This is a genomic window from Pseudomonas sp. 15A4 (genome assembly GCF_016925575.1).
Classification (GTDB): Bacteria; Pseudomonadota; Gammaproteobacteria; order Pseudomonadales; family Pseudomonadaceae; genus Aquipseudomonas.
In genome coordinates, this window is the sequence record NZ_CP068986.1 from 3,242,927 (window position 1) to 3,264,774 (window position 21,848).

Sequence of the window (21,848 nt, forward strand, 5' to 3'; positions counted from 1 at the left end):
GCCATTGCCGTGCGCTTGCCCACCTCCCGCTTTAAGGAAGACTGATGAGCACTGAGCTGAACGTTAAAACCCCGGGGAGCAAGCTGGTGCTGGCGATTTCCTCGCGGGCGCTGTTTGATTTGCGGGAAAGCCATGACGTTTACATGGCCAATGGCGTCGCTGCCTATCGTCAGTATCAGATCGACCACGAGGATGAAATCCTCGAGCCCGGCGACGCGTTCCGCCTGGTGGAAAAACTACTGAGCCTGAATGCCAGCCTGAACCAGTCCCGGGTGGAAGTAGTGCTGGTCTCCCGCAACAGCGCCGACACCGGCTTGCGCGTGTTTAATTCGATTCAGCATTACGGCCTCGATATTTCCCGCGCGGCGTTCGTCGGTGGCCGTAGTCCGTTTCCGTATCTGGCCGCTTTCGGCAGTCATCTGTTCCTGTCGACCCACGCCGACGACGTGCGCAGTGCGCTGGACGCGGGCTTCGCCGCGGCAACCATCCTCTCCGGTGGCGCCCGTCGCGCGGCCAGTTCCGAGCTGCGCATCGCTTTCGACGGCGACGCCGTGCTGTTTTCCGATGAGTCCGAGCGTGTGTATCAGTCCGGTGGGCTCGAGGCGTTTCAGGCCAACGAGCGCGAGGCGGCGCGACGGCCATTGCCCGGCGGTCCGTTCAAACCCTTCCTCGCGGCACTGAACGCCCTGCAGCGTGAATTCCCCGAAGAGTCCTGCCCGATTCGCACGGCGCTGGTGACTGCGCGATCGGCCCCGGCTCACGAGCGGGTGATCCGTACGTTGCGCGAGTGGGACATTCGTCTGGATGAGTCGCTGTTTCTCGGTGGCCTGGACAAATCGGCGTTTCTCGAAGCCTTCGCGGCGGACGTGTTCTTCGACGATCAGCCGGGCCACTGTGAGCGCGCGCGCGACGTCGTGGCGACCGGGCACGTGCCCCACGGCATCAGCAACGAGCTAAAACCCTGAGGCGTTAGACCGAAAAGCAGCAGTCGGCCGTCGGAATGCGCGACGCACTGCTACGCTGATGAAGTCTTCACTTCAATGGCAGACCGGGGGTCCCATGATCCGCTCGATGCTCTACGCCACGGACCTTGGTGCTTATGCGCCCTACACGCTGCAGCATGCGCTGATTCTGGCGCGTACCTTCGATGCCGAACTGCACGTCGTGCATGTGGTAGAGCCGATGGGCGTGTTCGCCGAGTCCGTGCTGCAGAGTTACCTGGCCGCCGACGTGCTCAAAGCGCTGCACAGCGAGGGCGTCAATACGGTCATCGACGGTATTGAGGCGCGGGTGATGGCCAGTTTTCGCGAGGAGCTGGGCGAGGGGCATGAGGACCTGTCGCTGATCCGCAGCGTTCGCGTGGTCCAGGGCGACCCATCAAATGTGATACTTGATCAGGCGCGCCTGCTCGGCGTCGATTTGCTCGTGGTGGGCAGTCGCAGCCACGGCGGGGAGGGGGATACGCCGATTGGCCGCACGGCGGCGCGGGTCCTGCAACTGTCCGAAGTGCCGGTGTACATGGTGCCGATGCTGCAAAGTCGTACACAAACGTGATCGCGTTCCGGGGAATGTGCCAAGGGCGTTAAAAGCTGCGTGCCATTACCGGATAAAAGTGATAAAAAGTTCTAGCTTTGCCTTCCTGACCAATAATCCAGTTATATACCGTCGCTGATGCCCGTCGCGTCTTCCGGCTTTGAGGGATACATATGAAGCTTCAACAATTGCGCTACATCTGGGAAGTGGCGCACCACGACCTCAACGTTTCAGCGACCGCGCAAAGCCTCTACACCTCGCAGCCCGGCATCAGCAAGCAGATCCGCCTGCTGGAAGACGAGCTGGGCGTTGAAGTCTTTGCCCGCAGCGGCAAGCACCTGACCCGCGTCACCCCGGCAGGGGAGCGCATCATCACCACCGCCGGCGAGATTTTGCGCAAGGTCGAAAGCATCAAGCAGATCGCCCAGGAATTCTCCAACGAGAAAAAGGGCACGCTGTCCATTGCCACCACCCACACCCAGGCGCGTTATGCGTTGCCCCCGGTGATCAGCAATTTCATCAAGCAGTACCCGGACGTCGCGTTGCACATGCATCAGGGCTCGCCGATGCAGATTGCCGAAATGGCCGCCGACGGCACGGTCGATTTCGCCATCGCCACCGAAGCGCTGGAGCTGTTCGGCGATCTGGTGATGATGCCGTGCTACACCTGGAACCGCTGTGTGGTTGTGCCCCAGGGCCATCCGCTGACCAAAGTGCCGAAGCTGACCCTGGAAATCCTCGCCGAATACCCGATCGTGACCTACGTGTTCGGCTTCACCGGCCGTTCCAAACTCGACGAAGCGTTCAGCCATCGCGGCCTGACGCCGAAAGTGGTGTTCACTGCCGCCGATGCGGACGTGATCAAAACCTACGTGAGATTGGGGTTAGGCGTCGGTATCGTCGCGAAAATGGCCGTCGACCCGAAGCTGGACAGCGATCTCGTGGTGCTCGACGCCAGCGAATTGTTCGAAGCCAGCGTGACCAAGATCGGCTTCCGCCGCGGCACCTTCCTGCGCGGCTTCATGTGCGATTTCATCGAGAAATTCGCCCCGCACCTGACCCGCGACGTCATGGCCAAGGCCATCCAGTGCCACAACAAGCAGGAACTGGAAGAGCTGTTCGCCGGGGTTGAACTGCCGGAGCATTGAGAGGCGAGCCTCAGCTTCAAGCGGCACGTTTCAAGCTGCGAGAAACAGCAGACCTCACGCGGACCGCCGTTCTCTTGCAGCTTGAGGCTTGAGGCTTGAAGCTGCTTTTCTATTCTTTCGCGATCATATTCCCGGCGTGCAGCCCGCATTCTTTCTGCGTTGCTTCTTCCCACCACCAGCGGCCTTCGCGTTCGTGCTGATTGGGCAGGACAGGGCGGGTGCAGGGTTCGCAGCCGATGCTGATGAAGCCGCGCTCGTGGAGGGTGTTGAAGGGCAGTTCGAGCATGCGGATGTAATTCCACACGTCGGCGCTGCTCATCTGGGCCAGCGGGTTGAACTTGTACAGGGTGCGCTCCGGGGTCGAGAACGCGCTGTCGATTTCGACCACCGCGACGTTGTTGCGCGTGCTCGGGCTCTGGTCGCGACGCTGGCCGGTGGCCCAAGCGCTCACGCCGGACAGCTTGCGGCGCAACGGCTCGATCTTGCGGATCCCGCAGCACTCGCCATGGCCGTCGCGGTAGAAGCTGAACAAGCCCTTTTCCTTGACCATAGGCTCCAGCTTCTCGCGGTCCGGGCTGACGATGTCGATGTCGATCTTGTACTGCTCGCGAACCTGATCGATGAAGCGATAGGTCTCCGGGTGCAGCCGGCCAGTGTCGAGGCTGAACACTTTGACGTTCTTGTTGATTTTCCAGGCCATGTCCACCAGCACCACATCTTCCGCGCCACTGAAGGAAATCCACAGGTCGTCGCCGAAGTGCTGGAAGGCGAATTTGAGGATGTCGGACGGGGATTTGTTGGCGAAGGTGGCGGCGCTGTCGTCGACGTCGAAAGGGTGGTTCATCTGGGCGGCTTCCTGATCAGGGCTGGCGCTTAGGCGCTCGTAATGGCGCAGATGGTAACAAAAACGTCGGGCCGTTTGGTTGAAAGCGGGGGTTGGGCGGGGCGAGAGGCAAGGAGCAAGCGCGGAAAGAACGCTCATGGTGCGGCGACCGCAAGTCCCACGAACGGGCCGAAATCCTGAGGCGACCCACGATCCTGTGGGAGCGAGCTTGCTCGCGAATGCTTACTTTCATTTCCCAGAGAAAGTAGCTGGCTGTCCTGACGTCTTCGTGAGCAAGGTGGAGCTCCACCCCGGTCACTCCCACATGGACGGTGTTTGCCACCCAGCACCGCGGTGTCTACTCGACCGGGAGTCCTACCATCACCTCGGGTCATCACACCCGCCACGCCGCTCACAACTCCTCAAGCGTCTCCATCAGCACCCGCACTTTGGTGAAGGTTTCTTGATATTCCGCTTCCCACTGCGAATCGGCGACGATGCCACCCCCACCCCAGCAGGCCATCTGGCCGTCTTTGGCCAGCAGGCTGCGGATGGCGATGGAACTGTCCATGCTGCCGCGCACGTCCAGGTACATCAACGAACCGCAATACAGCGCCCGACGATTGCGCTCCAGTTCGTCGATGATCTGCATCGCGCGGATCTTCGGCGCGCCGGTGATCGAGCCGCCGGGAAAACTGCCGCCAATCAGGTCCAGCGCGTCCTTGCCGTCGGCCAGTTCGCCGGTGACGGCGCTGACCAGGTGATGCACGTTGGGATAGCTCTCGAGACTGAACAGCTCCGGCACCTTCACTGAACCGATGCGGCAGGTTCGCCCCAGATCGTTGCGCAGCAGGTCGACGATCATCAGGTTCTCGGCGCGGTCTTTGTTGCTGGCGAGCAATTCCCGAGCGAATGCGGCGTCCTCATCGGCATCCCGCCCGCGCGGCCGCGTGCCCTTGATCGGCCGGGTCTCGACCTGACTCTGACTGACTTTGACGAATCGCTCCGGTGACAGGCTCAACACTGCGTCGCCTCCTGGCAACGTTAAAAAACCGGCAAACGGCGTGGGGCAGGCCACTCGCAGCGCTTGATACGCCGCCCACGGATCGCCGAGGTAGAGCGCGCGAAAGCGCTGGGCGAAATTGACCTGATAGCAGTCGCCGGCCTGAATGTAGGCGTGAATCCGCTCGATGGCCTGCCGGTATTGCTCCGCATTGATGTCCGGTGCGAAGGGCGTTGTCAGCATGAACGATGGGGCCGGTTGCGCCACCGGTTGCTCGAACAGCGCGATCAGGCGCTGGCGTTCGGCCTGATCAAGGGCAGGATGAAACACCAACTGGCTGGTGTTCTCGTGGTGATCGCTGATCAGTGCCCAGGCGTAGAGCCCCAGCCGGGCCGATGGCAGGTGCAAGTCGTCGATGGCCTGATCGGGAAGAGGTTCGAACAGACGGCCGAAGTCGTACGTCAGATAACCGATCAACCCACCGGCGAACGGCAGCGCGCTGTGCTCGGGCAGGTCGGCGTCACCGAGGCGTGCCAGTGATCCACGCAGGCGCTGAAGAAAGGCGGGGCCGGATTCGTCCGCCACCGGCTGCAGGGTGTCCAGCGGCCAGGCGCTGAGCAGATCGAAGCGGCCGCGGTCGGCAATCGGACGACCGCTGTCCAGCAGCACCGCGCCCGGTGCGGCGCGCACGCGGGCGAAGTAACCGCTGGGGTCGGCGTGATAGGGCAGTGGGTGTACGGAGCAAGTTGGCATGCGAGGCGTGGATCAGTCAGTGCACGAGGACGGCGATTGTAGTCTTCCCCAAGGTCGAGTCCTAGGGGAAGGCGCAGTCATCGGCGGCTCGCCTTGCAGAATTCTTCGGGCGTCGTCAGGCGTGAGCGGGAAATCGAAAAAGCGCCGGTAGAAGTCCATCGTCTGTGCCGCCATGTCGACGTCCGGAAACAACGCCGGGTGCAACTGCTGCGCTGCCCACGCCAGCTGAAGCGCCACTTCGGTGCCGTAACGGTCCCACGGGAACACCCCGGCCGGGTTGCGCAGGACGCGCCCGTTGCGCACGGCATCAAGCTGGTTCAGCAACTGCGGTTGCGCTGCCTGATTCAAATCACCCGCGGCCGCCGCGAGGATCAGCACATCCGGCTGCCACGCCAGCAATTGCTCAGCCGACACGATCTGCAGATTGCCCTTGAGCCCCGTCGCGGCATTGCGGCCACCGGCGAGCTTGATCCAGTCGTCGATCAGCGTATCGGCGCCGTCCACTTTTAGCGGATTGACCGACGCGATGTGCAGCACTTTGGGCCTCTGCTCAGTCGGGATATCGGCGACTACGTGATTGACCGCTGCCAGCTGCTGATCCAGAAACCCGTTGTAGGCGAGGGCGCGCGCAGTGGGTTCCGCACCGCCGAGGGCCTTGGCGGTGTTCAGCATTGAGCGTTTCAGCCCGGCCAGGTCGGTGTAGCCCATCTGCATGACCGGCAGGCCGAGCTGGCGGTAGGCGATGGCCTGCCGATCGCCGAGAGCGGTGAACACCAGATCGACGTGCTCGGCCAGCAAGGTTTCGGCATTGAACGCGGTGCCCTGGATGGCCGTGGCCTGGTTGAGCGCCGGAAGGACCTTGAACATCCACGGTTGGCTTTCGGGATGGTTGACCGTCGCGACAATGCGCGAACCGGCGCCCAAGGTCATCAGCAGCACATGATGGGCGTACCAGGCGTCGGCGATGCGCGCGGGTTCGGTGGGAAGGCTGACACGTTGGCCGCCATCGTCCTGCACCTGTCCAGGTTTCAGCAGCCCGGCCTGAATGTTCTGGCCAGCGTCGCCCGCATCAGCGAAGGCGCAGTCACTCATGCCGACGAGCAGCACAACGCTCAGCAAGCGTCTCAGCAAACGGCGCATGCCGAGCTGCCGCATCTTCACAGATCCACCTGAATCGACGCCTGCACCATACGCGGCGCGGCCGGCGTGGCGCTGGCTTGTCCGGCACCGGTGTAGCCGTTCAGCCCGCCGGGGACGATGTTGGTCCAGTAGCGTTCGTTGGCCAGGTTGGTGACTTCGAGCCGGTAGACTGTGTCGCGCTTCATCAACCGGGTGCTGTAGCTGGCCCCGGCGTCGAAGGTCTTGTAGCTGCCCACCCAGTGATCGCTGCTGTCGTCAGTGGGGCGGGCGCTGGCGTAGCGGGCGTTCAGGTTGACCGCGAGGCCCGGCACCTGATCGATGCGGTATTCGGTCAACAGGCTGGCGGTAACCCGCGACAACCCGACAATGCGCGTGTCTTCCGTGCTTTCGTTGCCGGTGGACAGCAGTTTCGGGTCCAGCCAGGTGATGCCGCCGAACATCTTGAGGTTTTGAGTCAGGTCACCGTCGGCGAGGAATTCCACCCCACGATTGCGCTGATCCCCCGCCACGGCATAGACGTTATCCGGCTGGGTGTAGGCGAAGGGCCGCTTGATCTGGAACGCCGCCAGCGACAGGTTGACCCCGCGCGCGACCCATTTGCCGCCCAGCTCCCACATGCGGCTGCGGTACGGCGACAGGATCGCCCCGGCGTTGCTGCTGCCGGCCGCGGCGCTGTCGCCCTGTTGCAAGCTGTCGGCGTAAGTCAGGTACAGCGTCAGGTCGTCCACCGGCTTGTACATCACGCTGCTGGCCGTGCTGATGCCCGAGTCCTGCGATGACGTGTGGACGCCTGCCTGGGAATAATTGTCGGCGGTCAAACGGCTCTGGCTGCCGCTGAGCATCAGGCTCCATTTCGGCGTGAAGGTCAGGGTGTCGCCCAGCACGAAGGAACGCTGGCGGGCGTTGGCCGAGTGATAGCGATCGGTAAAGTCGGGGAAATCCGGCTCGTCGAAACTGGCCGGGTTGTTCAATGACGCAGTGCCCAGGGTTTTCGTCCCGCCGGCCACGGGGTTGTAGTTGTCCCAGTCAAAACCGGTGACGCCGACAGTCAGGTCGTGGCGAATACCGGCGGTGTAAACGCTGCCGTTGAGGTTTGCCAGGTAGCTGTTGATGGTGAAGCGGCTGGCGGTGGCGCTCGCCACCGAGCTGCGATAGGTGCCGGCGTTGTTAATCAGCGTGTTGGTCACTGCGGTGGATTCGCGGTCGGCGATCTGCCGAAGCGCGCCGATGTCGAGTTTCCAGTTGCCGTCGAAGTCGTGCTTGAAGTGCGCGCTGGCGGTGTCCGTGGTGTTGTTGTCGCCAGAATAATTCTGCCCGAGATTGCTGCGAGTCGGGTCCGGCGCGTGGGGCAGCGTGACGCTTGAGGCGACCGCGAACTTGCCGGGCAGGCCCTTGGACAGGTAGTCGTAGTGGCTGAAGTTGGTTTCGATGACGCTGTCGTCACTGATCTCAAAGTCCGTGGCGAGGCTCACCAACTGCCGGCGCAACGTGCTGCCGGGGGCATAACTGTGGCCCTGTTCGTCGGCCACGTTGAGGCGGTATTTGATCTTGCCGTCCGGGTCGAACGGGCCGCTCAGGTCGGCGGCCTTGAGCCAGGTCAGCCCGGTGCCCACGCCGACCGTCACCCGATTACGGGTGAAATCGGTCGGGCGTTTCGACAGCAGGTTGAAGGTGCCGGCCGGATTCGCCGGGCCATACAGCGACCCCGACAGACCGCTCAGCACTTCGACGCCGCCCAGTTGCTCGGCCGGGTAATCGGTGGTCGACACCACGTTGAGGCCGTCCAGCCGGCTGTTCTGCACCACGCTGCCCTGCAGCCCCCGGGTTTGCGGCCGGGCGCCGTCGGCCTGCACGGAGGGCAGGTAGCGAATGATGTCCTTGAAGCTTTTCAGCTGCTGGCTGTCGATCAGGTCGGAGGAGAGCACGCTGATGGAATAGGGTGTGTCCAGCAGCCTGCGCTCACCCATGGGGCCAAGGGTTGCCGACTTCTCCCGCGCCTGATCGGCGATCGACTGTTGGGCGCTGATGTCCAGCGGTGCCAGGGTCATTTCTTGCGCCAGACTGACCTGGGCGAAGCCGCCAAACAAAAGCGGCGCGAACGCCAGGCGCGATGAGAAGGATCGGGTCATGTACACACTCAGCAAGGAATAAAAAATCGGTGGCCGTTGGTGTCGATCTGCTCGACGGCGACCTGATAAAGACGCGCCATCAGGGCGCTGTCGATGACGTCGTGGGGCGCGCCGTCGGCGATGAGTTGGCCGTCGTGCAGCACCAGCACGCGATTGGCCGAGGCAAGGGCGTGTTCAGGGCGATGGGTGCTGGACAGAATGCTGATGCCTTGGGTGGCGAGGCGCTTGAGCAAGGCCAGCAGGCGCAGCTGATGGCCGTAGTCGAGCCCGGTGACCGGCTCGTCGAGAATGATGATGTTTGCGCGCTGGACCATGGCCCGGGCGATCAGCGCCAACTGACGCTCGCCACCGGACAGCTCGGTATACGGCCGTTCACTCAAGTGCAGGATGCCCAGGTCGGTCAGGGCCTGCTCCGCAGAGGTATTGTCGTCGCGGCTCGGCCCATGGCCAAGGCCAACGGTGGGCAACCGGCCCTGGCCGACCATGTGCGTAACGCTGAACGGGAAGCTCGGGACATGGTTCTGCGGCACGTAGGCAATCTGCCGGGCCACGGCGCGGCGCTTCATTGAACGCATCGGTTGGCCAGCGATCAGCACCTCGCCGGCGTGGGGCGTCAGCAAGCCCAGCAGCAGCCTCATCAACGTGCTTTTCCCGGCCCCGTTGGCCCCCAGCAGGGCGATGTTGTCGCCGGCTTTTATGTCCAGCGAAACGTTTTCGAGAATCAAGCGGTCGCCGACTCGATAGCTGAGTTGGCGGGCCTGCAAGCGCTTCATAGCCAGCCCTTGCGCACGCGATGCAGCACCAACACAAAGGCGATCGCGCCGAGCAACTCGGTAATGATGCCGAGGGGGATTTCTCCCGCCGACACGCTGCGAGCGATGCCGTCGGCCCCCAGCAGGAAGATCCCGCCCAGGCAGGCGCTGAGGGGCAGCAGGCGCGTATTGCCGGGGCCGACCAGCAACCGCGCCAGGTGCGGAATCAACAGACCGATCCAGCCGACCATCCCCGCCAGACTCACAGTGAGTGCGCAGATCAGCGTGGTCAGCACGATCAGGCCGCCACGAATCTGCTCGACCGGCACCCCCAGGCTCAGGGCCTCGTCATCACTCAGGGACAGCGCATCGATGGCGCGGCCGGTCAGACACAACAGCACGATGGCCACGGCCAGAATCGGCCCGATGATCCCCAACGCCTGCACGTCGACGGCACTGAGGCTGCCGAGCAGCCAATAGACGATGCTCGGCAACTGATCCACCGGATCGGCCATGTACTGGGCGATGGACAGCAAGGAGGTGAAGAGGGCGTTCGCGACAATGCCGCCGAGCACCAGTAGCAGGATCGAGGGAGTCTGGAACATGTGCGCGATGCCCAGGCCGACCGCCACGGCGATGAGCCCGGTCACGCACGCCACCAGCGCAATGGCCAAAGGCGGGAGGTGCCAGATGATTCCCAGCGCAGCGCCGAACGCACAACCGCTCAACACGCCGAGCAAACCCGGCGACACCAGCGGATTGCGGAACACGCCCTGATACACCGCGCCCGAGACGGAAAGCCCGGCACCCACCAGCACCGCGGCAATGACCCGAGGCAGGCGCGCCTCGATGATCAGGCTGTGGAGCAGGTCGTAGCGCTGGGCGGGCATGTCGCTGATGCCCAGCATCGTTGCAATGAACGTCAGGAATTCGTGGATTGAGATTTGATAGCGGCCCAATAACAGCGCACCGGCAGCCGTCATGATCAACGCCAACAGGCCGAGCAGCAGAGGGGAGTGCAGCTTGAGAGGGGACATCTGTTACTCATTGTTTCGGTATGTAAAAAACTATACAGCGATAGGCGAGGCTTCTCTAGGGACGGGATGCCGCATGGGGTGAATCTTCATTTATCGGGGGAGCGGCCGGTGATGTTCGGCTCGGGTTTCGCGGACTGACGCCTGACGCCTTCCCGGCTAAAGCCGGTCCTACGAATGTGAGCGGTGGTCTAGTGGGACCGGCTTCAGCCGGGAAGGGGCCGGTGTGAACGCCATCAGATTTTCGGTGTAGCGCGTAACGCCTCCCCGGCTAAAGCCGGTCCCACAGTTGAGGTCCAGGCAGTCCCGCAGTCGGCGTTTCACCCGGTTTCATTGACTGCGCGCGGCATCTGGTGGGACCGGCTTCAGCCGGGAAGAGGCCAGTGTGAACGCCATCAGTGTATCGGCGAACACCGATCAGCCCGATCAATCGACAAAGCTCAAACGTGCCCAAACAACCCCTGCGCAAACTTGACCCGCTCTTCCGCGCTCTCCTGGACACCGTCCGCTGCCAGCTCTTCGAGCCGCTTTTCCACCGCCAATGTCCGGTGAGTCAGCCCGCAGTCGTTGGCGATCTGGATGTTCAGCCCCGGCCGGGCGTTGAGCTCCAGAATCAGCGGCCCGCGGTCCTGGTCCAGCACCATGTCCACGCCGATATAACCCAGGCCACACAGCTCGTAGCACTCAGCCGCAAGCTTCATGAAACCGTCCCAGTTCGGCAGTTGCACGCCATCTACCGCATTGGTGGTGTCGGGATGCTTGCTGATGATGTTGTTCAACCAGGTGCCGCGCAGCGTCAGGCCGGTCGCCAGATCGACGCCGACACCGATGGCGCCCTGGTGCAGGTTGGCCTTGCCGCCGGACTGTCGGGTGGGCAGGCGCAACATGGCCATCACCGGATAGCCCATCAGCACGATCACGCGGATGTCCGGGACTCCCTCATAACTGATGCTCTTGAAAATCTGATCCGGCGTGACCCGGTATTCGATCAGCGCCCGGTCGCGGTGGCCGCCCAGGGAATACAGCCCGGTGAGGATGCTGGAAATCTGATGCTCGATTTCGTCGTGGCTGATGATGCGCCCGGAGACCGTGCGGAAGCGCTCTTCGAACCGGTCGGCAATGACCAGGATGCCGTCGCCGCCTGCGCCCTTGGCCGGCTTGACGACGAAATCACTGCGCCCGCCGATGATCGTGTCGAGCTTGTCGATTTCCTTTTCGGTGGAAATGATCCCGTACAGCTCGGGCACATGAATGCCCGCGGCGATGGCCCGCTCCTTGGTGATGATCTTGTCATCCACAATGGGGTAGAGGCTGCGCTTGTTGTACTTGAGCACGTAGTCGGCGTTACGCCGGTTGATGCCCATGATCCCCTTGGCTTCCAGCGCCTTCCAGGTTTTCCACCAGCCGATCATTTAGGGGTTTCCCGCTCGGCGTCTTCCTTGAGGAAGGCCTTGAAGCGAATCAGCTCGGTCAGCCGATACCCGCGATAACGCCCCATCGCCAGCATGAAGCCCACCAGAATCAGCAGGATGGCCGGGAAGGTAAACACGAAGTAGATGAACTCCGGAATGCTCATGATGATGTGCGCCAGGGACGCCGCGAACAGCGTGCCGATGGCGACTTTCATGGCATGGCCGCCGCCGCGCTCTTCCCAAGTGATCGACAGGCGTTCGATGGTCATGGTCAGAATCACCATCGGGAACAGCGCCACCGACAGCCCCCGCTCAAGCCCCAGCTTGTGGCTGAACAGGCTGATGGCGGCAATCAGCACCACCACGAAGGTCAGCACCACCGACAGCCTCGGCAGCATTTGCAGCTTGAGGTGTTCGAGGTACGAGCGCAGGGACAGGCCCAGCGCGGTGATGATGGTGAACAACACGATGCCGAAGCCCAGCTGGGTCTCGCGGAACGCCAGCGCGATCAGCACCGGGGTGAAGGTCCCCAGCGTCTGCAGGCCTACGAGGTTGCGCAGGATCAGGATCACCAGCACGCCGATCGGGATCATCACCATGATCATGAAGGTCTTCTGGGTTTGCAGCGGCAAGCTGTACAGCGAGTATTCGAGGAAGTCGGCGTCGGTGCTTTCGTCGGTCAGCTTGGCCAGGCGAATGGCGTTCATCTCGCTGTTGTTCAGGCTGAAGCTCACAGTGGCCTTCTTGCCACCCTCCACGGAGATCAGGTTGTCGTTGCCGGTCCACCACAGCAGTCGGTCCTGGGGCAGGCCCGCCTCGCCGGTTTCCGGATTGAAATACAGCCAGTCCTTGCCATTGAAACTGCGCAGCCACAGTTCGGGTGACTGCGGCTGATCGGCGACCAAGCGGATGGTGTGGACTTTCTCCACCGGCACGTGGGCGATGGACAGCAGCGTCTCGGTGATCCGCGCCTTGTTCTGTACCGACGTATCGCCGGCCAGCAGCAGCTTGACGTTGTCATCGCTCAAGTTGTTGACGCGCTTGATGGCTTCGCTGACGAAAGTCTCGACGTCGGCCGAGTGCTGCCGGATCGGCGCGAGCAGTGCGTCGGCGGCGATTTTTTCCGGGCCTTCCACAACGATGCTGTCGCGGAAGATCGGGCCTTTGATCTTGGCTTTCTCGCCACTGTAGCGCTTGGTCAATACCAGCCGGTAGTAGAGCGTCTGGTTGCCGTTGGCCCGGCGTGCGGACCAGGTCACCTTGCGGTTGCCATCCGCGCGATTGACGTTCACGCCGTAGTTGTTGGAGATGAAGCTTTCGTTGAGGCTGATGTAATCCCGCGAAAGGGGCGGCACGTACATTTGTACCTTGACCGTGTCCTTCGGGTTGGCGATGAACTCGACCTTGGCGTCGATGTTCCACAGGTCGTCGGTTTCGTCTTCGGTCACCGGAATGCCGAGTGCCAATATCTGATAAGCCGTGATCGCGATGCCCAGCGTGACGAGGGTCGCGATCAGGATTTTCAGATGGAGGGTAAGAGAGCGCATGTTGTTACTCTGCGGTTTGAGCATCGGTGACGCAGGCAGGCTTGCCTGCTGCGTATTTCAGGCTTGGATCGACCAGCGCATCGAAGTGCTTGAGGGCTTCGGAGCCAATCAGAAGCGGGTATTGGAATGCGCTGCGGTCGGTCAAGTTCACTTCTATGGTGCGCAGCGCGCTGCCCATGCACACATCCAGGCTGATGACCGGGCGGGCGGTGTATTTCCTGTCGTCATCGGCGTCGATATCCCCCGCACGCCGCTTGATCCTGCTGACCCGGGCCAGGGGGCGTTCAATGGGGTGTTCGTGGGCATCGTCGATGGCCAGGTAAAAACGCACCCAGGATTCCCCATTGCGCTTGAAACGCTTGATGTCGCGGGCACTCAGGGAGGCGGTTTTCGCGCCGGTGTCCAGTTTGGCGGCGACTTGCAGGTCGATGTCGGCCAGTTCTGCGTACTCGTTCAAGCCATACACCGTCTTTTCAGCGGCCAGGCTCAGGCCGGGCAGAAAAAGCCCGGAAAGAAAAAGTCCGGGCAGAAAGAAGCCTGGCAGGTACAGGGATAAGAGAACGAGAAGGGGGTGACGGCTCATAAGTCCAGGTGCGATGAAAAGGTGAAAGAGCTGCTTTGACGTCGAAATACGGTTTTGGTTTGAACCAAGGTGCCGCGCCTGGGCAAGCCGTCTGTTGCCTGCATGGGTGGTCTTCAACGGGCCGCATCTTAGCATGAAGCCTTTGTGACGCCAGCGAAGGGCGCAGCGGACAGGTACGGTCAGACGCTTCATCAGAGGGTGTCTCCATTAGACGATTGTCGACAATCAGCCTTTTAGCTTTGACGGAACTGCCTTCATTCGCTAGATTTGCTGGCATTCGATCATCAGGTGTCAACAATGTTGGATGCCGCCGAAACTCTGCCTGCTACGTCGTTGGACGCCGAGACGCTGTCCGAGAACGTCTTTCGTCGTATTCAGGCGGCCATCGTCAAAGGCGACATTGCCCCTGGCAGCAAGATCTCCGAGCCTGAGCTGGCGCGCACTTACGGCATCAGCCGGGGGCCATTGCGCGAAGCCATCCACCGGCTTGAAGGTCAGCGCCTGTTGGTGCGCGTCCCCCACGTCGGCGCTCGCGTGGTTTCCCTGAGCCATGCCGAACTGGTCGAGCTGTACGAAATTCGCGAATCCCTCGAAGGCATGGCCTGTCGCCTGGCCGCCGAGCGCATGACCGTCGAAGAAGTCAACGAGCTGCGCCGCGTGCTGGAAACCCATGAATGCGACAGCGCCTTTCAGGCCGGCGTCGGCTATTACCAACAGGAAGGCGACTTCGACTTTCATTACCGGATCATCCAGGGCGCGCGTAACAGCACCCTGACCCAGATGCTCTGCGATGACCTGTACCAACTGGTGCGCATGTACCGCATCCAGTTCTCGACGACACCCAATCGTCCGCGCCAGGCGTTCGCCGAGCACCACCGTATTCTCGACGCCATCGCCGAACGTGACGGCGAGCTGGCCGAGCTGTTGATGCGCCGCCACATTGCCGCGTCCAAACGCAATATCGAGCAGCACTTCCGCGCTGCCACTGCCCGAGGTGAACAATGACCACAAGAACCACTCCCGGCCAACGCTTCCGTGACGCTGTCGCCAGCGAGCATCCGCTGCAAGTGGTCGGCACGATCAACGCCAACCACGCGTTGCTGGCGCAAAGGGCCGGCTTCAAGGCCATTTATCTGTCCGGCGGCGGCGTCGCGGCGGGTTCGCTGGGCGTGCCGGATCTCGGCATCACCGGCCTGGATGACGTGCTCACCGACGTGCGCCGCATCACCGACGTCTGCGACCTGCCGCTGCTGGTGGACGTCGACACCGGTTTCGGTGCTTCGGCGTTCAACGTGGCGCGCACGGTCAAGTCGATGATCAAGTTCGGCGCGGCGGCGATGCACATCGAAGACCAGGTCGGCGCCAAGCGCTGCGGTCACCGGCCCGGCAAGGAAATCGTCTCGCAGCAGGAGATGGTTGATCGCATCAAGGCGGCGGTGGATGCGCGAACCGACGACAGTTTCGTGATCATGGCGCGCACCGATGCGCTGGCGGTGGAAGGCCTGGAATCAGCTCTGGATCGCGCCGCCGCGTGCATCGAGGCAGGCGCGGACATGGTCTTCCCGGAAGCAATCACTGAGCTTGAGATGTACAAGCTGTTTGCCTCGCGGGTGAAGGCGCCGATCCTCGCCAACATCACCGAGTTCGGTTCGACGCCGCTGTTCACCACCGACGAGCTGAAGTCCGCCGAAGTGGCGCTGGTGCTCTACCCGCTGTCGGCATTCCGGGCGATGAACAAGGCGGCGGAAAACGTCTACACCGCGATTCGTCGCGACGGCACCCAGAAGAATGTCATCGACACCATGCAGACGCGCATGGAGTTGTACGAACGCATCGACTACCACGCGTTCGAGCAGAAGCTCGATGCGCTGTTTGCGCAGAAGAAATCGTAGAAAAGCCCGATCACTGTGGGAGTGAGCTTGCTCACGAAGAGGACGGTATATCCGAACCCCTTCTATTACCCGGACTATTGCCTTCGCGAGCAAGCTCGCTCCCACGGGTTAGCGTATCTCTTGCTCTGAAGGCTGCGTAAAACATAGAGACGAATTGCCGATTCCCACACAACTACAAGACTGGAGACAGCAATGGCTGAAGCAAAAGTATTGAGCGGCGCAGGCCTGCGAGGCCAGGTGGCCGGGCAGACCGCGTTGTCTACCGTCGGCCAGGCCGGCGCCGGATTGACCTACCGCGGCTACGACGTGCGTGAACTCGCCGCCGACGCCCGATTCGAAGAAGTCGCGTACCTGCTGCTGTACGGCGATCTGCCGACCCAGGCGGAACTCGATGGTTACCTGAAGAAGCTCCAGGGCCTGCGTGACCTGCCCCAGGCGCTGAAAGAAGTGCTCGAGCGCATTCCCGCCGACACCCACCCCATGGACGTCATGCGCACCGGCTGCTCGATGCTCGGCAATCTCGAGCCCGAAACCAGCTTCGCCCAGCAGCTCGATTCCACCGACCGGCTGCTCGCCGCGTTCCCGGCGATCATGTGCTATTGGTACCGCTTCAGCCATGAAGGCAAGCGCATCGACTGCGTCACCGACGAAGTGTCCATTGCCGGGCACTTCCTGAAACTGCTGCTGGACAAGGCGCCGAGCGAACTGCACCGCAAGGTCATGGACGTCTCGCTGATTCTTTACGCCGAGCACGAATTCAACGCCTCAACCTTCACCGCCAGGGTTTGCGCATCGACCCTGTCCGACCTGTTTTCCTGCATCACGGCGGCCATTGGCACATTGCGCGGTCCGTTGCACGGCGGCGCCAATGAAGCGGCGATGGAGATGATCCAGAAGTTTTCCTCCGCCGAAGAAGCGACGAAGGGCACGTTGGCGATGCTGGAGCGCAAGGACAAGATCATGGGCTTCGGCCACGCGATCTATAAGGACAACGACCCGCGTAACGAGGTGATCAAGGGCTGGTCGAAAAAGCTCGCGGAGGAGGTGGGCGACACCGTGCTGTTCCCGGTCTCCGAAGCCATCGACAAGACCATGTGGGAGCAGAAGAAGCTGTTCCCCAACGCCGACTTCTACCACGCCTCGGCGTACCACTTCATGGGCATCCCGACCAAGCTGTTCACCCCAATCTTCGTCTGCTCGCGCCTGACCGGCTGGGCTTCCCACGTGTTCGAACAGCGCGCCAACAACCGCATCATCCGACCGAGCGCCGAATACATCGGCGTCGAACAGCGCAAATTCGTGCCCATCGAACAGCGCTGATGGGGAAAGGAGAGTTCCACGGGGCTCTCCACCCGAAACTTTTCCGTGATCGAGTCCTGACGATGAACACTGAATACCGCAAATCGCTGCCCGGCACTTCGCTGGATTACTTCGACGCCCAGGCGGCAGTCGATGGGATCAAGCCAGGCGCCTACGCCACGCTGCCGTACACCTCCCGCGTGCTCGCCGAAAACCTGGTGCGCCGTTGCCATCCGACCACGCTGACGGCTTCGCTCACGCAACTGATTGAACGCAAGCGTGATCTTGATTTCCCGTGGTTTCCGGCGCGCGTTGTCTGCCATGACATTCTCGGCCAGACCGCGCTGGTGGACCTCGCCGGCTTGCGCGACGCAATCGCCGACATGGGCGGCGACCCCGCGCAGGTCAATCCCGTGGTGCCCGTGCAGTTGATCGTCGATCACTCGCTGGCCGTCGAATGCGGGGGCTACGACCCGGACGCGTTCAGCAAGAACCGGGCGATTGAAGACCGTCGCAACGAAGACCGCTTCCACTTCATCAACTGGACCAAGCAGGCGTTCAAGAACGTCGAAGTGATCCCGCCCGGCAACGGCATCATGCACCAGATCAATCTGGAGCGGATGTCACCGGTGATTCAGACGCTGAACGGCGTCGCTTTCCCCGACACCCTGGTCGGCACCGACAGCCACACCCCACACGTGGATGCTCTGGGGGTCATCGCCATCGGCGTCGGCGGCCTTGAAGCCGAGAACGTCATGCTCGGTCGTGCCTCGTGGATGCGCCTGCCGGACATCATCGGCGTCGAACTGTCGGGTCGTCCGCAGCCGGGCATTACCGCCACCGACGTGGTGCTGGCGCTCACCGAATACCTGCGCCAGCAAAAGGTCGTCGGCGCGTATCTGGAATTCTACGGCGAGGGCGCCCGCGCGCTGACCCTTGGCGACCGCGCGACCGTTTCGAACATGGCCCCCGAGTACGGCGCCACCGCTGCCATGTTCAGCATCGATCAACAGACCATCGATTACCTCCGGCTGACCGGTCGCGAAGACCAGCAAGTGCAGTTGGTCGAAACCTTCGCCCGCCACACCGGGCTCTGGGCCGACAGCCTGGTCACCGCCGAATACGAGCGCGTGCTGCGTTTCGACCTGTCCAGCGTGGTGCGCAACATGGCCGGACCGTCCAACCCCCACGCACGTGTAGCTACCGCCGATCTGGCCGCCAAAGGCATCGCGGCGCCGTGGGAGGAAACCCCGGGCGAAATGCCGGACGGCGCGGTGATCATCGCCGCCATCACCAGCTGCACCAACACCAGCAACCCGCGCAACGTCATCGCCGCAGGTTTGCTGGCGCGCAATGCCAATCGCCTGGGCCTGACGCGCAAACCGTGGGTCAAGTCGTCCCTGGCGCCAGGCTCGAAAACCGTCGCGCTATACCTGGACGAAGCAGGGCTGACCGACGAGCTGGAGCAGCTGGGTTTCGGCATCGTCGCGTTCGCCTGCACCACTTGTAACGGCATGTCCGGCGCGCTGGACCCCGTGATCCAGCAGGAAATCATCGACCGCGACCTGTACGCCACGGCAGTGCTTTCGGGCAACCGCAACTTCGACGGGCGCATTCACCCTTACGCCAAGCAGGCGTTTCTTGCCTCGCCGCCGCTGGTGGTGGCCTACGCCATCGCCGGAACGATCCGCTTCGATATCGAGAAAGATGTGCTGGGTCTTGGGCCTAATGGCGAAGAAATCCGCCTGAAGGACCTCTGGCCAAGCGACGCCGAGATCGATCAGGTGGTGAAGGCCTCGGTCAAGCCGGAGCAGTTCCGTCAGGTGTATATCCCGATGTTCGCCATCCACGAAGACACCGGCCCGAAAGTCGCGCCGCTGTACGACTGGCGCCCGATGAGCACCTACATTCGCCGACCGCCGTACTGGGAAGGCGCCCTGGCCGGCGAGAGAACCCTCAAGGGCATGCGTCCGCTGGCGGTGTTGCCGGACAACATCACCACCGATCACCTGTCGCCGTCCAACGCAATCATGCTCGACAGTGCGGCCGGCGAATACCTGGACAAAATGGGCCTGCCGGAAGAGGACTTCAACTCCTACGCCACCCATCGCGGCGATCACCTGACGGCCCAGCGCGCGACGTTTGCCAACCCCAAACTGTTCAATGAAATGGTGGTGGAGAACGGCAAGGTCAAGCAGGGCTCCTACGCGCGGATCGAGCCGGAAGGCCGGGTCACGCGGATGTGGGAGGCCATCGAAACCTACATGGCCCGCAAGCAGCCACTGATCATCATTGCCGGCGCCGATTACGGCCAGGGTTCGTCCCGGGACTGGGCGGCCAAGGGCGTGCGCCTGGCCGGTGTCGAAGTCATCGTCGCCGAAGGCTTCGAGCGCATCCACCGTACCAATCTGGTAGGCATGGGCGTGCTGCCGCTTGAGTTCAAGCCGGGCACCAATCGCCTGACCCTGGGCATTGATGGCAGTGAAATCTACGACGTGATCGGACCGCGCACCCCGGGTGCCACGCTGACGCTGATCATCCAGCGCAAGAACGGCGAGCGTGTGGAGGTGCCGGTGACCTGCCGCCTCGACACGGGAGAAGAGGTGTTGATCTACGAGGCCGGCGGTGTGTTGCAACGCTTTGCCCAGGACTTCCTCGAATCTTCGGCCGTCGCCTGAGCTGGCGCGCGCTCTGCTCTCTATATAAGAAAGAATCAGAAGGAACAGTTCCATGGCTTCCACAGCACAGATCAAGATTCCCGCGACCTACATGCGCGGCGGCACCAGCAAGGGCGTGTTTTTCCTCCGGGACGACCTGCCCGAAGCTGCACAGACTCCAGGCGCCGCCCGTGACGCCTTGCTGCTGCGGGTGATCGGCAGCCCCGACCCTTACGCCAAACAGATCGATGGCATGGGCGGCGCGACGTCGAGCACCAGCAAGACGGTGATCCTGTCAAAAAGCGAGAAAGCCGATCACGACGTCGATTACCTGTTTGGCCAGGTCGCCATCGACAAGCCCTTCGTCGACTGGAGCGGCAATTGCGGCAACCTGTCCGCGGCGGTCGGCCCGTTCGCCATCAGCAACGGTCTGGTTGACCCGGCGCGTATTCCGCAGAGCGGCGTGGCGGTGGTGCGCATCTGGCAGGCCAACATCGGCAAAACCATCATCGCCCATGTACCAATGACTGACGGCGCGGTGCAGGAAACCGGCGATTTCGAGCTCGACGGCGTGACCTTTCCGGCGGCCGAAGTGCAGCTGGAGTTCATGGACCCTGCGGCGGACGAGGAGGGCGCTGGCGGCTCGATGTTCCCCACGGGCAATCTGGTGGACGAACTCGACGTGCCGGGTGTGGGGACGTTCACGGCGACGATGATCAACGCCGGCATCCCGACGATCTTCGTCAATGCCCGGGACATTGGCTATACCGGCAGCGAATTGCAGGACGCAATCAACAGCGACCCGAAGGCCCTGAGCATGTTCGAAACGATTCGGGCCTATGGCGCCGTGCGCATGGGGCTGATCGGCACGGTCGAGGAAGCAGCAACGCGTCAGCACACGCCTAAAGTGGCGTTCGTGGCCGCGCCCGCTGAATACCTGTCTTCCAGCGGCAAGCGGGTCACCACCGCAGACACCGATCTGCTGGTGCGCGCCATGTCCATGGGCAAGCTGCATCACGCGATGATGGGCACGGCGGCAGTGGCCATCGGCACAGCGGCGGCGATACCGGGCACGCTGGTCAACCTGGCAGCGGGCGGCGGCGAGCGCAGTGCCGTGCGCTTCGGCCACCCCTCCGGAACCCTGCGCGTCGGCGCTGAAGCGGTATTGGTCGACGGCGAATGGCACGTCAAAAAAGCCATCATGAGCCGCAGCGCGCGGGTGTTGATGGAAGGCTGGGTCCGCGTGCCGGGCAACAGCTTCTGACCGGAGCGCATGGCCTGCTCCGGCCAACTTGCAGCTTGCAACTTCAAACTTGCCGCTGCGCAGCTACTTAAACCGCCGCTCGACGCCTTTCTCCACTAGCACCTTTGCCGAGATTTCCTCGACCGAGAAATGCGTGGAGTTGATGTGCGGGATGTTCTCGCGGCGGAACAGGCCTTCGACTTCGCGCACTTCGAACTCGCACTGGGCGTAACTGGCGTAGCGGCTGTTGGGTTTGCGTTCGTGGCGGATCGCAGTCAGACGGTCGGGATCGATGGTCAGGCCGAACAGCTTGTCCCGGTGCAGTTTCAGCGCGGCGGGCAGCTGCAGGCGCTCCATGTCGTCTTCGGTCAGCGGGTAATTGGCGGCGCGGATGCCGAACTGCATGGCCATGTACAGGCAGGTCGGGGTCTTGCCGCAGCGCGACACGCCCACCAGGATGATGTCGGCCTTGTCGTAATAATGGGTTCTGGCGCCGTCGTCGTTGTCCAGCGCGAAGTTCACCGCCTCGATCCGCTCCATGTAATTGGAGTTGTGCCCAATGGAGTGGGATTTCCCCACCGAGTAGGAAGAGTGTGAACTAAGCTCCAGCTCCAGCGGAGCGAGGAAGGTCGAAAAAATGTCGATCATGAAGCCGTCGGAGGTCGCGAGAATCTCGCGGATGTCCTGATTGACGATGGTGTCGAAGATGATCGGACGGGCTTCGTCCTTTTCGGCGGCCTTGTTGATCTGCTGCACCATGGCCCGGGCCTTCTCGACGCTGTCGATATAGGGGCGCGTGAACTTGTTGAATGTAATGTTTTCAAATTGCGCTAGCAGACTCTGGCCAAGGGTTTCGGCGGTAATGCCGGTGCCATCGGAGATGAAAAAGCGGATCGTTTC

18 protein-coding genes are annotated in these 21,848 nt (G+C 62.4%); 8 read left to right on the plus strand and 10 right to left on the minus strand.

The features are described 5' to 3' along the window. Nucleotides 1-44 precede the first annotated feature (44 nt). The 3 genes from JN403_RS14610 to cysB all read left to right on the plus strand — a co-directional run bounded on the left by JN403_RS14610 (nt 45) and on the right by cysB (nt 2,681). Nucleotides 45-965 carry a 5'-nucleotidase gene (locus JN403_RS14610; protein WP_205482943.1) on the plus strand — a complete coding sequence of 307 codons (921 nt, stop codon included), beginning with the start codon at nt 45-47 and terminating at the stop codon, nt 963-965. 94 nt (nt 966-1,059) lie between these two features. After that, on the plus strand, nt 1,060-1,554 hold the full coding sequence (locus tag JN403_RS14615; RefSeq protein ID WP_205482945.1) for a universal stress protein: 495 nt from the start codon (nt 1,060-1,062) through the stop codon (nt 1,552-1,554). A 152-nt stretch (nt 1,555-1,706) separates the two neighbouring features. Further along, nucleotides 1,707-2,681, plus strand: a complete 975-nt coding sequence (cysB, locus tag JN403_RS14620; protein ID WP_122534560.1) for an HTH-type transcriptional regulator CysB — start codon at nt 1,707-1,709, stop codon at nt 2,679-2,681. Nucleotides 2,682-2,790: 109 nt separating this feature from the next. Here the strand turns inward: cysB and JN403_RS14625 are convergent, their stop codons facing one another. The 9 genes from JN403_RS14625 to JN403_RS14665 all read right to left on the minus strand — a co-directional run bounded on the left by JN403_RS14625 (nt 2,791) and on the right by JN403_RS14665 (nt 13,857). After that, a complete protein-coding gene (locus JN403_RS14625; protein ID WP_122534561.1) occupies nt 2,791-3,525 on the minus strand; it encodes a phosphoadenylyl-sulfate reductase in 735 nt (244 codons plus the stop codon). Between the two features lie 391 nt (nt 3,526-3,916). Beyond that, nucleotides 3,917-5,260, minus strand: a complete 1,344-nt coding sequence (gene pabB, locus JN403_RS14630) for an aminodeoxychorismate synthase component I (RefSeq protein WP_205482947.1) — start codon at nt 5,258-5,260, stop codon at nt 3,917-3,919. 12 nt (nt 5,261-5,272) lie between these two features. Continuing rightward, nucleotides 5,273-6,415 (minus strand): ABC transporter substrate-binding protein, encoded by a 1,143-nt coding sequence (locus JN403_RS14635; RefSeq protein ID WP_240356982.1) that lies wholly within the window; start codon nt 6,413-6,415, stop codon nt 5,273-5,275. A gap of 2 nt (nt 6,416-6,417) precedes the next feature. Continuing rightward, a complete protein-coding gene (locus JN403_RS14640; RefSeq protein ID WP_240356575.1) occupies nt 6,418-8,529 on the minus strand; it encodes a TonB-dependent receptor in 2,112 nt (703 codons plus the stop codon). An 8-nt stretch (nt 8,530-8,537) separates the two neighbouring features. After that, nucleotides 8,538-9,302 carry an ABC transporter ATP-binding protein gene (locus JN403_RS14645; RefSeq protein ID WP_240356577.1) on the minus strand — a complete coding sequence of 255 codons (765 nt, stop codon included), beginning with the start codon at nt 9,300-9,302 and terminating at the stop codon, nt 8,538-8,540. Beyond that, nucleotides 9,299-10,318 (minus strand): iron ABC transporter permease, encoded by a 1,020-nt coding sequence (locus JN403_RS14650; RefSeq protein WP_205482949.1) that lies wholly within the window; start codon nt 10,316-10,318, stop codon nt 9,299-9,301. Before JN403_RS14650 ends, JN403_RS14645 begins: the two co-directional genes overlap by 4 nt. A 437-nt stretch (nt 10,319-10,755) precedes the next feature. After that, nucleotides 10,756-11,724 (minus strand): alpha-L-glutamate ligase-like protein, encoded by a 969-nt coding sequence (locus JN403_RS14655; protein WP_205487347.1) that lies wholly within the window; start codon nt 11,722-11,724, stop codon nt 10,756-10,758. Then, nucleotides 11,724-13,274, minus strand: a complete 1,551-nt coding sequence (locus tag JN403_RS14660; protein WP_205482950.1) for an inactive transglutaminase family protein — start codon at nt 13,272-13,274, stop codon at nt 11,724-11,726. Before JN403_RS14660 ends, JN403_RS14655 begins: the two co-directional genes overlap by 1 nt. 4 nt (nt 13,275-13,278) lie before the next feature. After that, nucleotides 13,279-13,857: an ATP-dependent zinc protease gene (locus JN403_RS14665; RefSeq protein ID WP_122534566.1), complete on the minus strand. Its 579-nt coding sequence runs from the start codon at nt 13,855-13,857 to the stop codon at nt 13,279-13,281. A gap of 297 nt (nt 13,858-14,154) precedes the next feature. Between JN403_RS14665 and JN403_RS14670 the strand changes: the two genes are divergently transcribed. From JN403_RS14670 to prpF, 5 genes are all read left to right on the plus strand, one after another. Further along, on the plus strand, nt 14,155-14,862 hold the full coding sequence (locus JN403_RS14670; protein ID WP_205482951.1) for a GntR family transcriptional regulator: 708 nt from the start codon (nt 14,155-14,157) through the stop codon (nt 14,860-14,862). Beyond that, entirely contained in the window at nt 14,859-15,749 is an 891-nt protein-coding gene (prpB, locus tag JN403_RS14675) for a methylisocitrate lyase (RefSeq protein WP_172612643.1), read from the plus strand. Before JN403_RS14670 ends, prpB begins: the two co-directional genes overlap by 4 nt. Nucleotides 15,750-15,941: 192 nt before the next feature. Then, nucleotides 15,942-17,069, plus strand: coding sequence for a 2-methylcitrate synthase (gene prpC / locus JN403_RS14680; RefSeq protein ID WP_205482952.1), 1,128 nt, complete (start codon nt 15,942-15,944; stop codon nt 17,067-17,069). Nucleotides 17,070-17,131: 62 nt separating this feature from the next. Continuing rightward, on the plus strand, nt 17,132-19,726 hold the full coding sequence (gene acnD, locus JN403_RS14685) for a Fe/S-dependent 2-methylisocitrate dehydratase AcnD (protein ID WP_205482953.1): 2,595 nt from the start codon (nt 17,132-17,134) through the stop codon (nt 19,724-19,726). A gap of 52 nt (nt 19,727-19,778) precedes the next feature. Beyond that, nucleotides 19,779-20,969 carry a 2-methylaconitate cis-trans isomerase PrpF gene (gene prpF, locus JN403_RS14690; RefSeq protein ID WP_205482954.1) on the plus strand — a complete coding sequence of 397 codons (1,191 nt, stop codon included), beginning with the start codon at nt 19,779-19,781 and terminating at the stop codon, nt 20,967-20,969. Nucleotides 20,970-21,032: 63 nt separating this feature from the next. Here prpF and JN403_RS14695 read toward each other — a convergent pair whose 3' ends face one another. Continuing rightward, nucleotides 21,033-21,842 carry a pyruvate, water dikinase regulatory protein gene (locus JN403_RS14695; protein ID WP_205487349.1) on the minus strand — a complete coding sequence of 270 codons (810 nt, stop codon included), beginning with the start codon at nt 21,840-21,842 and terminating at the stop codon, nt 21,033-21,035. Nucleotides 21,843-21,848 lie beyond the last annotated feature (6 nt).

Excerpts from the sequence above, each read along its gene's own strand:
- JN403_RS14610 (WP_205482943.1), top strand. The coding sequence starts at position 45 with ATGAGCACTGAGCTGAACGTTAAAACCCCGGGGAGCAAGCTGGTGCTG.
- JN403_RS14615 (WP_205482945.1), top strand. The coding sequence starts at position 1,060 with ATGATCCGCTCGATGCTCTACGCCACGGACCTTGGTGCTTATGCGCCC.
- cysB (WP_122534560.1), top strand. The coding sequence starts at position 1,707 with ATGAAGCTTCAACAATTGCGCTACATCTGGGAAGTGGCGCACCACGAC.
- JN403_RS14625 (WP_122534561.1), bottom strand. The coding sequence starts at position 3,525 with ATGAACCACCCTTTCGACGTCGACGACAGCGCCGCCACCTTCGCCAAC.
- pabB (WP_205482947.1), bottom strand. The coding sequence starts at position 5,260 with ATGCCAACTTGCTCCGTACACCCACTGCCCTATCACGCCGACCCCAGC.
- JN403_RS14635 (WP_240356982.1), bottom strand. The coding sequence starts at position 6,415 with ATGCGGCAGCTCGGCATGCGCCGTTTGCTGAGACGCTTGCTGAGCGTT.
- JN403_RS14640 (WP_240356575.1), bottom strand. The coding sequence starts at position 8,529 with ATGACCCGATCCTTCTCATCGCGCCTGGCGTTCGCGCCGCTTTTGTTT.
- JN403_RS14645 (WP_240356577.1), bottom strand. The coding sequence starts at position 9,302 with ATGAAGCGCTTGCAGGCCCGCCAACTCAGCTATCGAGTCGGCGACCGC.
- JN403_RS14650 (WP_205482949.1), bottom strand. The coding sequence starts at position 10,318 with ATGTCCCCTCTCAAGCTGCACTCCCCTCTGCTGCTCGGCCTGTTGGCG.
- JN403_RS14660 (WP_205482950.1), bottom strand. The coding sequence starts at position 13,274 with ATGCGCTCTCTTACCCTCCATCTGAAAATCCTGATCGCGACCCTCGTC.
- JN403_RS14665 (WP_122534566.1), bottom strand. The coding sequence starts at position 13,857 with ATGAGCCGTCACCCCCTTCTCGTTCTCTTATCCCTGTACCTGCCAGGC.
- JN403_RS14670 (WP_205482951.1), top strand. The coding sequence starts at position 14,155 with ATGTTGGATGCCGCCGAAACTCTGCCTGCTACGTCGTTGGACGCCGAG.
- prpB (WP_172612643.1), top strand. The coding sequence starts at position 14,859 with ATGACCACAAGAACCACTCCCGGCCAACGCTTCCGTGACGCTGTCGCC.
- prpC (WP_205482952.1), top strand. The coding sequence starts at position 15,942 with ATGGCTGAAGCAAAAGTATTGAGCGGCGCAGGCCTGCGAGGCCAGGTG.
- acnD (WP_205482953.1), top strand. The coding sequence starts at position 17,132 with ATGAACACTGAATACCGCAAATCGCTGCCCGGCACTTCGCTGGATTAC.
- prpF (WP_205482954.1), top strand. The coding sequence starts at position 19,779 with ATGGCTTCCACAGCACAGATCAAGATTCCCGCGACCTACATGCGCGGC.